The organism is Pseudodonghicola sp. (assembly GCF_048268305.1).
Lineage (GTDB): Bacteria > Pseudomonadota > Alphaproteobacteria > Rhodobacterales > Rhodobacteraceae > Pseudodonghicola.
Genome location: NZ_JBLWVT010000004.1, coordinates 233888 through 247814, shown reverse-complemented (window position 1 = coordinate 247814; position 13927 = coordinate 233888). Strand labels below are relative to the sequence as shown.

Sequence of the window (13927 nt, the reverse complement as noted above, 5' to 3'; positions counted from 1 at the left end):
AAGAAACAGGGCCGGAGCGATGTGCCCCGGCCCCTGCCCGATCAATTCAGCAGCTCGCCAATGCGGGCCACGGTGTCGATATCCTTGGCGATGCGCGCCTCGCTCTCCTTGGCGTCCTGCCAATAGACCAGCGCGCCGGTCTCCTTGGCGACGGCCTGGGCGCGATCGCTCAGCATCGACGTCTTGGCCACCGCGATGATCTTGTCGCGCACGTCCTGCGGAGTGTCCTTGGTGACGAAAAGCCCATTCCACAGCGCGATGTCGAGGCTGGGCTCAAGCTCGCCGATGGTGGGCGTGTCGGGGATCAGAGGAATGCGTTGATCGGTGATCGAGACCAGCACCTTGACGCTGTCGAGGCAGGGCAGGATCAGTTGCAGCGTGGTGTTGATCACATCGGCATCTCCGCTCGCCAGCGTGTTGCAATCGAGCGCGTCGAAGGCGGCGTCAGAGGCGAATTCGAAGCCGGCGGTCTTGGCGAAGGCCTTGGTCACCTGCGTCGGCGTCAGCACGTCACCGAAATGGCCCAGCGCCACATCGTGATCCTTGGCATAGGCCGCCAGCTCTTCCATCGTCGAATAGGGCGCGTCGCCGCTGGTGGCGATCACGAAGGGATAGGTCAGAAAGATCCCCAGCGGATCGAATTTGGCGGGCGTCAGCGGCGGGATGTCGATCTGATGGCCAACCACCGGCACACCGATCACGAAGGAGCCGATGGTATAGCCATCCGCCGGGGCATTGGCGACCTCGATGGCGCCCGGAAAGGGGCCACCACCACCGCCCGGCTTGTTCACCACCGCCGCGGCGACGCCGTATGCCTTCTGGAAGTCCTCGGCGATCATCCGGGTCAGCACGTCTTCCAGATCGCCCGGCGGCCAGGGCACGATGAAATTGACGGGCTTTTCCGGATAGTCGGCCAGGGCCGCACCGGCCGTCGTCACGGCCACCGCAGCCGCGCCGATCAGGGCGTGGGTGAGTTTCATTCTGGACCTCCTTGTCGATCGGTTCATTATTCGAACCATTGGTTTGATTTAGATTGACAGCCCGTCTGCCGATCTGTCAAGAAAATTGCCGAATACCCCGCAGCGGATCGCCCAGCCGCCACGCCGCACGACCGGGGACGAAACAGGAAGACCCCATGGGAACAGTCACCAAAGCCTTGTCTCTGCTGACATTTTTCAACCAGACCCGAACCGAGATCGGGCTGAGCGATCTGACGCGGCTATCGGGGCTGAACAAGGCCACCGCCTATCGCCTGATGAGCGAGTTGCAGGAGGCGGGATTCGTCGAACAGGCCGGACCGGAGCGCGCCTATCGGCTGGGGCCGGAGGTTCTGCGCCTGGCCGCGCTGCGCGAGGTAGCGGTGCCGATTCTGAGCGTCTCGCGGCAGATGCTCGACAGGCTGAGCGCGGCGACCGGAGAGACCACCCATGTCTCGCTCGCCAAGGACGAGGTGCTGAACACCATCGCCCATGCCTATAGCCCGCGCCACGCCACCAAGGTGATGATGGAGGATGCCGAGGTCGTCACCTATCACGGCACCGCCTCCGGGCTGGCGGTGCTGGCCTTCGCCGATCCCGCCTTTGTCGACCGGGTTCTGGCCCGCCCGTTGGTTGCCCATACCGCCGACACGCTGACCGATCCCAAGGCGATCCGGACGCAGCTTGCGGCGATCCGCGCCGAGGGCATCGCGGAATCCATCGGCGGGTTCGAGGCCGATGTCCATTCCCATGCCGCCCCGATCTTCGGCCCCGATGGCAGGCCGCTGGGCGCCATCGCCGTCGCCGCCCCGGTCACCCGGATGACAGCGCAGGCCCGCGCCCTGATCCGGGCCGAACTGCGCCGCGCCGCGCTTGATCTGACGCAAGGCATCGGCGGGCTCTGCCCGGCCGATTACCCCCGGCAGGTGGCCGCATGAACCGCGCGCTGATCCTCGACTTCGGCGGCGTGATCACCCGCACGTTGTTCGAAACCCATGCGCTGAGCGAAGCGGCACTCGGGCTGGCCCCCGGCACGCTGACCTGGCAGGGGCCCTTCGCGCCCGAGACCGATGCGCTCTGGCGCGAGATGCAGGCGGGCGCGATCACCGAACGCGATTACTGGCAGGCCCGCGCGGCCGAGGTGGGCCGGCTGGTGGGAAAGGACTGGACCGAGATGAGCCAGTTCGTTCGCGCCGCCCGTGGCGCCGATCCCGAGGCGGTGATCCGCCCGGAATTCCGCGCCGCCATCGCGACGGTCAAGGCGGCGGGGCTGGGGCTTGCCATCCTGTCGAACGAGCTTGATCTGTTCTATGGCGCCGATTTTCGCGACCGGCTGCCGTTTCTGGCCGATTTCGACGTCATCGTCGACGCCACCCATACCGGCATCCTCAAGCCCGATCCGCGCGCCTATGCCGCCTGTCTCGACCAACTGGGCCTGCCCGCCGCGGCCTGCGTCTTCGTCGACGATCAGCGCCGCAATATCGCCGGCGCCGCGGCGGTCGGCCTGCCGCATGTCCATTTCGACGTCGCCGATCCGGCGACGAGCTATTCCCAGGCCCTGCAGATGCTCGGCCTCAGCAAGGAGCTGTGTTGATGAAAGACGCCAATTTCCTGAAAGAGCATAACGCCCGGTCGCTGTGGCATCCGATGGCGCATCCCGCCGACAGCCTGAAGAACCCGCCGACCATCGTCACCGGCGGCACCGGCGTGCGGATCACCGATGTCGACGGGCATGAGGTGGTCGATGGTGTCGGCGGGCTGTGGAACGTGAACCTCGGTTTCTCCTGCCAGCCGGTGAAGGATGCGATCACCGCCCAGCTCGACACCCTGCCCTATTATTCGATCTTTCGCGGCACCACCAATGATGCGGTGATCCAACTGTCGGAAGAGCTGCGCGATTTCTTCGCCCCCGACGGGCTGAGCCGCGCCTTCTATACCTCGGGCGGCGGCGATTCCGTCGAAACCGCGCTGCGGCTGGCGCGGCAGTATCACAAGATCCGGGGCGAGGCCGGGCGGATCAAGTACCTGTCGCTGAAGAAGGGTTATCACGGCACCCATTTCGGTGCCGCCTCGGTCAACGGCAACCAGAACTTCCGCGCGCCCTACGAGCCGCTGTTGCCCGGCTGTTTCCACATCCCGGCGCCCTATACCTATCGCAACCCGTTCAACGAAAGCGACCCGGCGAAGCTCGCGCAGCTCTGCCTTGCCGCGCTCGAGGACGAGATCGCCTTTCAGGGCGCGAACACCATCGCCGCCTTCATCATGGAACCTGTGCTGGGCGCCGGCGGGGTGATCCCGCCACATGAGAGCTTCATGCCGGGCGTGCGCGAGATCTGTTCGAAACACGGCATCCTGCTGATCGCCGACGAGGTGATCACCGCCTTCGGCCGCACCGGCTCCTGGACCGGGTCACGGCACTGGGGCGTGCGGCCCGACATGATGACCACGGCGAAGGCGATCACCAACGGCTATTTCCCCTTCGGCGCGGTGATGATCGCCGACCATGTGGCCGAGGTCTTCGAGACGGACGAGACCGGCCGCGCGTCGATCGGCCATGGCTATACCTATTCCGGCCACCCGGTGGGGGCGGCGGCGGCGCTGGCCTGTCTGGCCGAGACCAAGCGGCTCGATGTGGCGCAGAACGCGGCGGCGCGGGGTACCCAGATCCATCAGGGCCTGCTGGCGCTACAGGAGAAATACGACATCGTCGGCGACGTGCGCGGCGGCCACGGCCTGATGAGCGCGCTGGAGCTGGTCAGCGACCGCGCCAAGAAGACCCCGATCGCAAAGCCCGCGATCAACACCGTGCAGGAGGTCGCCTATGCGGCGGGCGCCATGGTGCGGGTCTCGGGCCCCAATGTCATCCTGTCGCCGGCCCTGGTGATCAGCGAAGCCGATATCGACGTGATCCTTGCCGCGCTCGACAAGGGGCTGGCGGCGGCGAGCTGAACCGCAGAGCAAGGCCCGCCTGTCGGCGGGCCGATGCGCCCGTTCCGGGCGCTGCCTCCGGCGGGGATATTTTCAGCTAGAAAAAGGCCCGGGCGCGCGGATTACGCCGCCGGGGCCGTTTCGCGCACGCAGGTCCAGACCGTGCGGGTGGACTTGTCGGCCACCCGTTCGAAGCCGGCCTCGCGCAGGACATTCTTGCATTCACGCATCCCGCTGACGCCATAGGCGTTGGGGTGGAATTCCAGCACCATGGCGCGGAACGGGCTGAGATCGGCATGCAGCAGGATATCGCGTTCGCCGCCCTCGATATCCATCACCAGGACCGTCGGCTTCAGATCGGCGCAGACCTCCTGGAAACTGGCGGTGGGCACTTCGACGGCACGGGTTTCGCGATTCTCCGGCTCGATCAGCGAGGAGCCGAGATAGCTGCTGTGAATATGAAAGGTCATGCTTTCGGGCCGCTCGGGCGCGCTGACCAGCACCTTGTTGTGCACCGAGATCCGATCGCCCAGCCCATTGGCGGCATAGAGCGCCTCGATCGCCGGGATCAGTTCGGGATTGGCCTCGAACGAGCGCACCAGGCGCGGTTTCGCATTGGCGGCGATCACCGCGCCGACCAGACCGATACCGGCGCCGATTTCCAGCACCACGTCGTCTTCGCCCACCACATGCAGGGCGCCGGCCATCTCCAGCCCCTCGTATTCGGCGGCATTGATCCGCTCGATCCGCTTGTCGTGCAGAAAGCGCGAGGCGGGCACTTTGACGCCAAGGCATTCGGCGGCGATATCGGGAATTTCAGTCTGCTGGGTCATGGGTTTACCACGGATCTCTCGTTACGCTCGGCGCATCCTGCGGGGCGGCGTGGGCGAAGGCAAGCCGGCAGCCACCGCTTTGCGTCCGAAAGCGCCTCAGTTGCATCACCCGCGACGGCTCAAATCTCCTCCGGCACCTCGAGCACCAGACCGTCCAACCGGGCGGCGGCGATGATCTGGCAGCTGAGCCGGCTGGAGGGGCGGCGCTCCCCCGCCACCATGTCGAGCATCACATCCTCGGTCTCGCCCGGGCCGCCGACGCGATCCGCCCAGTCTTCGGCCACGAAGACATGGCAGGTCGCGCAGCTGAGGCAGCCGCCGCATTCGCCGATCACCCCGGGCACGGAATTGGCGACGGCCGCCTCCATCAGGTTCAGCCCCTCGACCACCTCGGCGGCGATCTCTCCGCCGCCGGGCAGTTTCCAGATCACGTGCATCGCCGCCCCCTCAGATGAAATAGACGTAGAAATCGCGCAGCGCGTCGCCTTCGAGATCGCGGGTCTTGCGCGCCTCCTTCCGCTTCATGAAGACGTGGTTGGCGACCAGATCGGCACCGACCGCCGCCGTCAGCGCGACGTCCTTCTCGAGATCATCCACCGCGCCCTTCAGGTCGTTGGCGGCGCCGTCCCTGGCATCGGTCCTCTCGAACCCGTCGCCAGTTTCCATCGGTGGCAGGGCATAGCCGGTCTTCACCCCCAGAAGCGCGGCCTGCAACACGGCGGCGACGGCGGTATAGGGGTTGGCGCTGGCGTCCGCCATCCGGTGTTCCAGCCGCGCCTTCGACCCGCCTTCCGAAGAAATCCGGGTGGTCACGTTGCGATGATCGCCGCCCCAGTTCCTCCAATAGCCCGACAGCGACCCGGGCTGTAGCCTGAGATAGGAATTCGCGGTGGGGGCGATCAGCCCGGCCAACCCCTTGTGATGATGCAACAGCCCGGCCAGACAGTTCTTCGCCAGATCGTTCATATGCTCCGGCCCGCCCTTGGGCCCGGAGGAAAGCGCGTTGCCCCCCGCGTCATCCGCGAAGGAGAAATTGATGTGCATCCCCGACCCGCCGGCCTCGGCGATCGGCTTCGGCATGAAGGTCAGCACCACGCCATATTCCAGCGCCACCTCGCGCGCCATCAGGCGGAAGAGGACGATATCGTCGACCGCCTTGACCGCATCATCGAAGGTCAGCGTATATTCGAATTGCGGCGCGTCGAATTCCGCCGTGACCATGTCGAGCGAGAAGCCCAGACGATCGGCCATTTCCCAGATGCGGTCGTTGAACCGCAGCGGATCGGCGAAGGGGCCGGTGCCATAGACCACCCCGCCGGGGGTATCATAGGGTTCCAGCCGCCCGGCCTCATCCCCCTGCAGCGCATAGGCCTCAAGCTCGATCCCGACCTTGGGTTTCAACCCGATCTCGCCCCAGGCGGCGACGGCGCGTTTCAGCGCCCCACGGGGGCAGAGCGGTAGCGGTTCGCCGGCATCGTCATAGAGATCGCCCAGCACGATCTGGGTATTCTCGTCCCAACTGTCGCGGATGTCGTCATGGCGCCATTTCAGCTCCATGTCCGGCAGGCCCTGATAGACCATGGCGCCCGGCGCATTCAGCAGATCGCGGTCGTAATGGGTGCCGAAGACCGACCGGCAGAACCGGGTGCCGTCGTCGCCGATCTTGGACTGCGGCAGATACTTGCCGCGCATGATGCTGAGGTGATCGCAGAACAGGGCGCGCAGGCGGGGTTTCATCGGGCTCTCCTCAGGCCGGGGTGACGGTGACGGGCAATTCCTTGATCCCGCCGACGAAGTTCGACCGCAGGAACCTGTGCGGGCCTGCAGGTTCGATGGATTTCAACCGTCTGGCAAGCTCCTGGAACAGGACGCGCACCTCGAGCCGCGCCAGCCACATGCCGAGGCAGACATGCGGCCCACCCTGACCGAAGCTCATGTGCCGGTTGGGGGTGCGGAAAAGGTTCACCCGGAACGGATCATCGAACACCCTGTCGTCGCGATTGGCCGAGGCGAACCAATAGAGCACCTTGTCGCCCGCCTTGATGGTCTTGCCGTGCATCTCGTAATCACTGAGCGCGGTGCGGCGGAAATAGAGCGCCGGAGTGGCCCAGCGGATGATCTCGTCCGGCGCGGTGTCCCAGATGTCGCCGCCCGCCTGCATCTGGCCCAGAAGCTCGGGCTGATGGCAGAGCGCCTGAATGCCGGCGGCGATGGAATAGCGGGTGGTATCATTGCCGGCGGCCACCAGCAGGCAGAAGAAATTGCGAAACTCTGTCTCCGAGATCACCGAGCCGTCCTTCGCCGGCTGGCGGATCAGATGCAGCACCCTCTCGCTCTCGCCCGAGGCCGCCCTGGCTGCCATCAGATCCTTGGCATAGGCATAAAGCTCGGCCCCGGCAGGCGAATTGAACGGCATCATGCGGAATGCGTCGGTGTCCATCCTGTCGAGGACATGGGTGGTGAAATCGGGATCGGTATTGGCGATCAGCGCGTCGCCCTTTTCGACCAGCCAGGGCAGGTCCGCCTCGGGCAGGCCCAGCACCCGGCCCAACATCCGCATCGGCAGTTGCCGGGCGATGTCGCGGGTGGCGTCGAACGTCCCCTGCTCCAGCGCGGTGTCGAGGATCTCGTCGCAGAGCGCGCGGATATCCTCCTCGTATTGCGCCATGACCGGGCGCGAGAAGGCCCGCATCAGCAGCATGCGGGTCTGGCTGTGTTCCGGCGGATCGGTTTCCTGAAAGGTGCGACGGGCGAGGTATTCCTCATAGCTCTGATCCTCCATCCGGATACCGCGGGCCGAAGAGAACACGGCGGTGTTCTTGTTCATCTCGGCGATATCGGCGTGGCGGGTGACCGACCAGAAATCCTGCCCGTCCTTATATTCGGTCCAGTGCAGCGGATCGTCGCGCCGCAGGCGAGCAAAGGTAGTGTGCGGCGCCCCTTCGGCAAAGCTGTCGTGGCTGGTCAGATCGGCAAATCCGTCGTCGGTCGGCGTCCAGAGGGTCATCGGGGCTTTCCTGCGTCAGCGTCATATGTATATTATGAGGCTTCATAAATATGTAAACAAGAATTCCGGCGGGCGCCCATGCATCTGGCCATTCTGATGACGAACACGGATGAAAGCGCATTTGCCAGGCGCCACCCGGACGATGGCACGAAATTCACCGACCTGATCCACCTGGTGCGCCCAGGCTGGCGGACGACGGTGTTTCCGGTCAAGGACGGTGTCTTTCCCGAACAGATCGACCGCTTCGACGGGGCGCTGATCACCGGCAGCCCGGCCTCGACCCGCTCGGGCGCCGGCTGGACCTTGCGGCTGTTCGAGCTGATCCGGGACATGGCGACGCGCCGGCAACCGCTGGTGGGGATCTGCTTCGGCCATCAGGCGATCGCCCTGGCCCTGGGCGGTGCGGTCGGCGACAACCCCGGCGGCTGGGCGCATGGGCTGCTGCACGTCCGGATGCTGACCCGCCCCGACTGGGCCCGCGACCTGCCCGATGTGGTGCGGCTCTACGGCAGCCACAGCGAACAGGTAATCCGCGCCCCCGAGGGCGCCACCGTCCTTGCCTGCTCGGAAGGCTGCCCGATCGCCGGCCTCGCGCTGGGGCGCCACATCTACACCACCCAGCACCATCCGGAGATGGACCGCGAGTTCATCACCGACCTGACCGGCGAGATGGCCACAGAGCTGGGCCCCGACGTCACCGCCCGCGCGCTGGCCTCGCTCTCGGACCCTGCCGACACGGGCGCCTTCGCCGAGAGCATCGCGCGCTTCTTCGAAGGGGACCGCGCCCCTCAAGCCTGACAATCCCGACGGCCTTGCGCCCGCCGGGATGCCTGCGGCGCCCGTATTTGGAACGAGAAGAAGATGGGGGCGCCCCTGCTTCTTCTCGTTCCAAATACGGAAATCCGACAGATGCCCCAGGCGATGCGTCCGACAGTCGGGCGCTATCCCAGCACCACCAGCAGATCCATCACCGTGGCCTGATCGAATTCCATATGGGCGACCATCGCGGCCTCGGCCCTGTCGCGATCATGCGCCACGATCAGATCGGCGATCTCGCGGTGCTCCCGCGCCGAGGCGGCGATGGCACCGGGATAGCGGTATTGCGCCCGGTAATAGGCCATCAGCTTGCGCGCGTTGGTCTTGATCATCTCGACCAGGAAGGGGTTGCCCGAGGCCAGCGCCACCGCCTCGTGGAAGTGCAGGTTGAGCTGGTAGTAGCCATCCGGATCGCCATCGCCCTTGGCGAGGGCATGGGCCTCGCAGGCCCGTACCGCCGCGTCCAGCCTCGCGGCCTGGTCCGGCGTGCGCCGCCGCGCGGCGAGCCCGGCCGCCTGCCCCTCCAGCCGGACATGCACCTCGAGGATGCCGAGGAACTCCTCCAGCGTCGGCTTGAACAGCACCGCCCCCTTGCGCGGCAACCGGCGGATCAGCCCGGCGGTCTCAAGCTGGATGAAGGCCTCGCGCACCGGGGTGCGCGACACCGCATGCGTCTGCATCAGCGGCGCCTCTTCCAGCACGTCGCCGGGATTCAGCCGTCCGGCGTCGATATCCGCCAGAATCGCGCTGACGATTTGATCCGTCTGTCCCGCCATGCCTGCCCCGGTTGCTGCCGCGCCAAGGTAAGGCCCCGGCGCCGGCTGTGCAATCCGGGCGCATGGCCCCGCCGGGGCGGCGGTGCTAGCATCGCGGCCGACAGACAGAGGAGAGTTGCCATGGCCACCGTCAATTTGCTGAGCGATACCGAGGCCGCGCCCGAGGCGCGCGCCGTCTTCGACGAGATCCGCGCCGCCCGCGGCACCGATTACGTCAACAACTTCTGGCGGGCGCTGGCGCACGACCCCGCGCTTCTGCGCGCCACCTGGGACCGGCTGAAGGTGGTGATGGGGCCGGGGACGCTCGATCCGGTGGTCAAGGAAATGCTCTATGTCGCGGTCTCGATCGCCAATGGCTGTGAATATTGCGTCCATTCCCACAGCGCCGCCGCGCGCGCCAAGGGGATGACCGCGGAGATGTATGGCGAGCTGCTCGCCGTGGTCGGAATGGCGAGCCAGACCAATGCCCTGGCCACCGGGCTGCAGGTGCCGGTCGATCCGCAATTCCGCGCCGACTGAGACCCGGGGCGAGCGCGGGCCCCGGTCCGCGCCCGCCCTGCCCGCCCCGCACCAGTCACAGGCCAGTCATGCGCCCGGCGCAGACGGGATATGCCCTGGCCCCTCTGGCACATGATGCATGCGCAGCATAATTGATGATGCAACCGCAGAAACATCAGCCCATGAGGAGGTGCCAAATGGCCCATTCGACCACGCCGGCGGCCCTGTCCGCCCCCTTCCCCAGCCTCTATTCCATCCTGACCGAACTGTTCGGCAGCAGCGCCGAGACCCCGTCGCAAAGCCGTCAGGTTATCGAGATTTCCAAGCTCAGCGACGCCGAACTGGCCGATCGCGGGCTGAAACGGGCCGATATCGCCCGTTTCGTCATGCATGACTCGCTCTGGGCCTGAACCGGCCCAAGCGCGATTTCAGACGTCTCCCCTCGGCTTTGCCCGAATTGACCTGGCCCTGCCCCTCGGCGGGGCCTTTTTCCGTTCAAACATGCCGCGTCGATGCTGCATTGCAGAAACCGCAAGGCGGGCATGCGGGATTCCCCCCTACTCACGTCAGCACTATTGACCAAATATCAGGGCAAGGGAGCACCAATTCTGTAACGACTTTACGAGGGTCAAAAATGGCACATACGACCAGCCAACCGTCCGCCGGTTTCTCGATCTCGCGCCCCTTCGTGGCCTTTGGCCATGGGCTGTGGGCCTGGATGGAGCGCATCGCCGAAGCCAATTCGCGCCAGGATCAGATCAAGTATCTGCAATCGCTGAGCGACGCCGAACTGGCGCAACGCGGTATCAAGCGTGACCGCATCGTCTATCACGTCTTCGCCGACCGGATCGCCATCTGATCCGCCGGGCGGCCATCCGATATCGGACCAGGGCGCCTGAACGCGCCCGGTCCCGACCTTGACTAGCCGCCGATCAGGCGTCGCAGGACCGGTTCCAACTGGCTGCGGCGGGCCGGATCGGCGATCTGCTCTTGCAGAATCCGCTGCGCCTGCGGCCAGTCCCTGATCGCCGCGCGGGTCAAAGCGGCCAGCAGATCGGGCCAGGCCGGATCGCTGCAGGACGTGTTCGTCGCATCGGGCACCACCCAGACCACACCATCCCCCGCCCCGCCCAGCGTCTCGGCAAGACCGCAACGCCGCGAGGGCGGCGCATCGCGCCGGATCAGCGTGGCGATGTCGGTCAAGGCCGGCGCGCCGATCTGCGGGCGCAGCGGATCCCGCCCCCACCCCGAGATGTCGATACTGTCGACCCCGCCCTGGGTCAGCGTCACCGTGCCCCCGTCACCCGCGCGCAGCGCATCACCGTAAAGCTCCCGCGCGACCGACAGAGTCCGCGCCTGATCCGAGGCATAGAGCGTCAGCCGCAGCGCCAACGGGCGGATCTGGGGGGCGATTTCCTGAAACAGGCCGGCATCGACATCCGGGGCGGCCAGGATGATCTGACCGAAAAGCGGCCCCTGCCCCGGGTGCCCCGCCTGCATCAGCATCAGCGCCGCGAGCAGCGGGCGGGCGCCAAGCCCCTCGGCCAGCAGATGGATGCGACGAGCGCCGGCCCGCTGCCGCAGCGCCTCCAGAAACCGCGCCAGACGCGGACCGCTGAGATCGGCCGCCGCGGTGTCGCCGATGTAATCCACCACCGAACCGCCCGAAGCCCAGGAATAGAGCACCGGAAGCCCGTCGAAGCGCAGCGCGACGGCCAGGCCGGCGGCGCGGCGGGTGGCCTCTTCGAATCCCATGCCGGCGCCATGGACATAGACCAGCAGCTCGGGCGCTGCGCGACTGGCCAGGGCGCGGTCCAGCCTTGCGTAAAAGCCCGCCTCGGCCAGCGGATCGACCCGGCGCAAGACCGCATGGCCAAGCCCCACCGGATCGGGCAGCGACACCTCGGCCCTGCCGAACTCCGGATCACCGCGACCACCGCCATAGAAGCTTTGCGGCAGCCCCTCGTCATTGCGGGCGCGGTCAGTGGCAAAGAAGAGCGTCGCCTTCTGCAGCGCCGGCACCTGTGGCGGGGCCGGCAGATCAGGCGACCGACCGCCCAGCCCCGTCGCCACCCGGGCAAGCGCCGCGAGCGCCGGGGCGGTTTCCCCGGCACTGAGGCCGCTGGCCTGCTGTTCGCCCAGAAGGCTGAGCAGACTTTCGCGCGCCGCCTCGAGCTGGTCGGTATCCTCAAGCAGCGCCGCCGCCTGGGCATAGAGCGGGATCGGATCGCGGCCGACCTCCACCCGCAGCGCGGCGGCGAAATCGGCGAGCTGCGCCTTGACCTGCGCCGCCTGTGCCGCGCTGCCCCCTTCGATCATCAGATCGGCGGCCAGGGCATAGAGGTCGAAGATCACCCGCGCGTCGACGGCATCGTCCTTTTGCAGCACCGCCAACAGCGCCGCGATGCGATCAAGCGCCGCGTCGGGGTCGTTGGCGATATTGTAGCGCAGCGTGGCGAACCCCGGATCCGCCGGCAGCGTGGGCGCCTCATTGGCTGCCGCCTGCGGCGCAGCCTCTTCGGCGCGCGGGACGGTAGCGACCGCAAAGGTCAAAAACGCCGCCAGCGCCGCCCGGATCATGGTCTTTCCAGCCATCGTCACACCGTTTCACCACCCACCCGGACCCTCCGGGCCATTCGCTCCGATCTAGGCCCTTCGGAGGGGAATTGCATCAGCCCCCATGCAGTCGCGCATGGCTTTCATCTTGCCGAACCTCGCCGAAGGCCGCACAACTGACGCGGACCGGTCGAGGAGGAGCGGGCATGCGTTACCAGAATTCCAAAATGAATGGATTCTCGTTACATTTCTCTTGCTCCGAATCGCGTCAGGCCGTAATACCCGACCAATCGGTCGTCTTATGAATATGGAATGACTGGAGAGAAGAACGAATGGACGCCTTCATCTGCGATGCCCAGCGCACCCCGATCGGCCGTTACGGCGGGGCCCTGTCCCAGGTCCGCGCCGACGATCTGGCCGCGATCCCGATTGCCGCGCTGATGGCGCGCAACCCGCAGGTGGATTGGGCAAGCCTGGATGACGTGATCTTCGGCGACGCCAACCAGGCGGGCGAAGACAACCGCAACGTCGGCCGCATGGCCGCCCTGCTGGCCGGTCTGCCGGTCGAGGTGCCGGGGAGCACGATCAACCGCCTTTGCGCCTCTGGCATGGATGCCGTGGGCGCCGCCGCCCGGGCGATCCGCGCCGGCGATTACGACATGGCGATTGCCGGCGGCGTCGAAAGCATGTCGCGCGCGCCCTTCGTGATGCCGAAGGCGACCAGCGCCTTTTCGCGGTCGAACGCGGTCTATGACACCACCATCGGCTGGCGCTTCGTCAATCCCAAGATGAAGGCGCAATATGGCGTCGATTCGATGCCGGAGACCGCCGACAACGTCGCCGCCGACTATGACGTCAACCGCGCCGACCAGGATGCTTTCGCCGCCCGCAGCCAGGCCCGCTGGGCTGCGGCGCAGGCCGCCGGTGTGTTCAAGGAGGAGATCACACCGGTCGTTATTCCCCAGCGCAAGGGCGATCCGGTGACCGTCGATACCGACGAACACCCGCGCCCCGGCACCACCGCCGAACAGCTGGCCAAGCTGAAGGGCGTCAACGGCCCCGATCTGACGGTCACCGCCGGCAATGCCTCGGGCGTCAACGACGGCGCTGCGGCGCTTTTGCTGGCGAATGAGGCGGCGGCGGCCAAGAATGGCCTGACCCCGATCGCCCGCGTGGTGGCGATGTCCGCCGCCGGCGTCGCGCCGCGCGTCATGGGCATCGGCCCGGTGCCCGCGACCCGCAAGGTTCTGGCGCGCGCAGGGCTCACCATCGACCAGATGGATGTGATCGAACTGAACGAAGCCTTCGCCAGCCAGGGTCTTGCCACCCTGCGCGAACTGGGTGTGGCGGATGATGCCCCCCACGTGAACCCCAATGGCGGCGCGATCGCCATCGGCCACCCGCTCGGCATGTCGGGCGCGCGGCTGGTGATGACGGCGGCCTATCAGCTCCAACGCACCGGCGGGCGCTATGCGCTGTGCACCATGTGCGTGGGGGTTGGTCAGGGGGCTGCCCTGATAATCGAACGCGTCTGAG

Annotated in this window: 15 protein-coding genes; 8 read left to right on the top strand and 7 right to left on the bottom strand. The window is 66.6% G+C overall.

Annotated features, from left to right (window positions below):
• Positions 1-41: 41 nt before the first annotated feature.
• Positions 42-980, bottom strand: a complete 939-nt coding sequence (locus ACN0V4_RS09330; RefSeq protein ID WP_417675319.1) for a tripartite tricarboxylate transporter substrate binding protein — start codon at positions 978-980, stop codon at positions 42-44.
• 155 nt (positions 981-1135) lie between these two features.
• Between ACN0V4_RS09330 and ACN0V4_RS09325 the strand changes: the two genes are divergently transcribed.
• From ACN0V4_RS09325 to ACN0V4_RS09315, 3 genes are read left to right on the top strand one after another with little or no spacing between them, the layout of a single operon-like run.
• Positions 1136-1915: an IclR family transcriptional regulator gene (locus ACN0V4_RS09325; RefSeq protein ID WP_417675317.1), complete on the top strand. Its 780-nt coding sequence runs from the start codon at positions 1136-1138 to the stop codon at positions 1913-1915.
• Positions 1912-2571, top strand: coding sequence for an HAD-IA family hydrolase (locus ACN0V4_RS09320; protein ID WP_417675315.1), 660 nt, complete (start codon positions 1912-1914; stop codon positions 2569-2571). Before ACN0V4_RS09325 ends, ACN0V4_RS09320 begins: the two co-directional genes overlap by 4 nt.
• The gene (locus tag ACN0V4_RS09315; protein WP_417675313.1) at positions 2571-3926 is read left to right on the top strand and encodes an aminotransferase class III-fold pyridoxal phosphate-dependent enzyme; all 1356 of its coding nucleotides are present in this window, start codon (positions 2571-2573) and stop codon (positions 3924-3926) included. Before ACN0V4_RS09320 ends, ACN0V4_RS09315 begins: the two co-directional genes overlap by 1 nt.
• Positions 3927-4027: 101 nt before the next feature.
• Here ACN0V4_RS09315 and ACN0V4_RS09310 read toward each other — a convergent pair whose 3' ends face one another.
• The 4 genes from ACN0V4_RS09310 to ACN0V4_RS09295 all read right to left on the bottom strand — a co-directional run bounded on the left by ACN0V4_RS09310 (position 4028) and on the right by ACN0V4_RS09295 (position 7745).
• Positions 4028-4738: an FkbM family methyltransferase gene (locus ACN0V4_RS09310; RefSeq protein ID WP_417675311.1), complete on the bottom strand. Its 711-nt coding sequence runs from the start codon at positions 4736-4738 to the stop codon at positions 4028-4030.
• 119 nt (positions 4739-4857) lie between these two features.
• The gene (locus ACN0V4_RS09305) at positions 4858-5175 is read right to left on the bottom strand and encodes a 2Fe-2S iron-sulfur cluster-binding protein (protein WP_417675309.1); all 318 of its coding nucleotides are present in this window, start codon (positions 5173-5175) and stop codon (positions 4858-4860) included.
• 10 nt (positions 5176-5185) lie between these two features.
• Positions 5186-6475 (bottom strand): glutamine synthetase, encoded by a 1290-nt coding sequence (locus ACN0V4_RS09300; RefSeq protein ID WP_417675307.1) that lies wholly within the window; start codon positions 6473-6475, stop codon positions 5186-5188.
• 10 nt (positions 6476-6485) lie between these two features.
• Positions 6486-7745, bottom strand: a complete 1260-nt coding sequence (locus ACN0V4_RS09295) for a cytochrome P450 (RefSeq protein WP_417675305.1) — start codon at positions 7743-7745, stop codon at positions 6486-6488.
• A gap of 96 nt (positions 7746-7841) precedes the next feature.
• On the opposite strand from ACN0V4_RS09295, the gene ACN0V4_RS09290 reads away from it, so the two are divergent.
• Positions 7842-8543 carry a type 1 glutamine amidotransferase gene (locus ACN0V4_RS09290; RefSeq protein WP_417675303.1) on the top strand — a complete coding sequence of 234 codons (702 nt, stop codon included), beginning with the start codon at positions 7842-7844 and terminating at the stop codon, positions 8541-8543.
• 143 nt (positions 8544-8686) lie between these two features.
• Here ACN0V4_RS09290 and ACN0V4_RS09285 read toward each other — a convergent pair whose 3' ends face one another.
• Positions 8687-9337, bottom strand: a complete 651-nt coding sequence (locus tag ACN0V4_RS09285) for a GntR family transcriptional regulator (protein ID WP_417675301.1) — start codon at positions 9335-9337, stop codon at positions 8687-8689.
• 120 nt (positions 9338-9457) lie between these two features.
• On the opposite strand from ACN0V4_RS09285, the gene ACN0V4_RS09280 reads away from it, so the two are divergent.
• The 3 genes from ACN0V4_RS09280 (at position 9458) to ACN0V4_RS09270 (ending at position 10694) form a co-directional block, all read left to right on the top strand.
• On the top strand, positions 9458-9856 hold the full coding sequence (locus ACN0V4_RS09280; RefSeq protein WP_417675299.1) for a carboxymuconolactone decarboxylase family protein: 399 nt from the start codon (positions 9458-9460) through the stop codon (positions 9854-9856).
• A gap of 176 nt (positions 9857-10032) precedes the next feature.
• On the top strand, positions 10033-10245 hold the full coding sequence (locus ACN0V4_RS09275) for a DUF1127 domain-containing protein (protein ID WP_417675297.1): 213 nt from the start codon (positions 10033-10035) through the stop codon (positions 10243-10245).
• A gap of 224 nt (positions 10246-10469) precedes the next feature.
• Positions 10470-10694 (top strand): hypothetical protein, encoded by a 225-nt coding sequence (locus tag ACN0V4_RS09270; protein WP_417675295.1) that lies wholly within the window; start codon positions 10470-10472, stop codon positions 10692-10694.
• A 62-nt stretch (positions 10695-10756) separates the two neighbouring features.
• Here the strand turns inward: ACN0V4_RS09270 and ACN0V4_RS09265 are convergent, their stop codons facing one another.
• Positions 10757-12430, bottom strand: coding sequence for an alpha/beta hydrolase (locus ACN0V4_RS09265; protein WP_417675293.1), 1674 nt, complete (start codon positions 12428-12430; stop codon positions 10757-10759).
• A gap of 293 nt (positions 12431-12723) precedes the next feature.
• On the opposite strand from ACN0V4_RS09265, the gene pcaF reads away from it, so the two are divergent.
• Positions 12724-13926: a 3-oxoadipyl-CoA thiolase gene (pcaF, locus tag ACN0V4_RS09260; RefSeq protein WP_417675291.1), complete on the top strand. Its 1203-nt coding sequence runs from the start codon at positions 12724-12726 to the stop codon at positions 13924-13926.
• Position 13927: the final 1 nt, after the last annotated feature.